A 706-nucleotide genomic window follows, 5' to 3' on the forward strand; every position below is an offset into this window, starting at 1 on the left:
CGTGGTCATCGCGGGTGATGAGGACGCGGCGGCTGAAATCGCGGCCGGTTTCGAGGCCCAGGGTCGTAAGACCAAGCGGCTCACCGTGAGCCATGCGTTCCATTCGCCGCGTATGGACGGGATGCTGGAGGCGTTCCGCGAGGTGGCCGAGGGGCTGAGCTACGAGGCCCCGCGCATCCCGATCGTCTCCAACCTCACCGGAAACGTCGTCTCCGCCGAGGAGATCACGACCCCCGGCTTCTGGGTGCGCCACGTCCGCGAAGCGGTCCGCTTCCTCGACGGCATCCGGACGATGGAGGCCCAGGGCGTCACCACCTACCTCGAACTCGGCCCCGACGGCGTCCTCACCGCCATGGCCCAGGAGTGCGTCACCGACGCCGACGCGGCAGCCTTCGCCGCCGTATTGCGGGCCGGTCGGCCCGAGGCGCGGGCGGTGCACGCCGCCGTGGCACGGGCGTACGTCCGTGGTGTGGCCGTGGACTGGGCGACCGTCTTCGCCGGTACGGGCGCGGCTCGGGTCGAGCTGACCGATCTGCCGACGTACGCCTTCCAGCGCCGCCGGTACTGGCCGCAGGCGTCGGCGTACGGCGTCGGTGGCACGGCGGGGCTCGGGCTGGCCGCAGTGGACCACCCTCTCGTGGGCGCCGCCGTACCGCTTGCGGGCGGCGACGGTGTGCTGTTGACCGGGCGGATCTCTGCGCAGACC

1 protein-coding gene is annotated in these 706 nt (G+C 72.1%); it reads left to right on the forward strand.

The window, feature by feature from the left end; genetic code table 11:
* A partial coding sequence (locus NP777_RS47045; protein WP_256656345.1) for an acyltransferase domain-containing protein occupies positions 1–706 on the forward strand: 706 nt, incomplete at both ends.

Source organism: Streptomyces rugosispiralis (assembly GCF_024505145.1).
Lineage (GTDB): Bacteria > Actinomycetota > Actinomycetes > Streptomycetales > Streptomycetaceae > Streptomyces > Streptomyces rugosispiralis.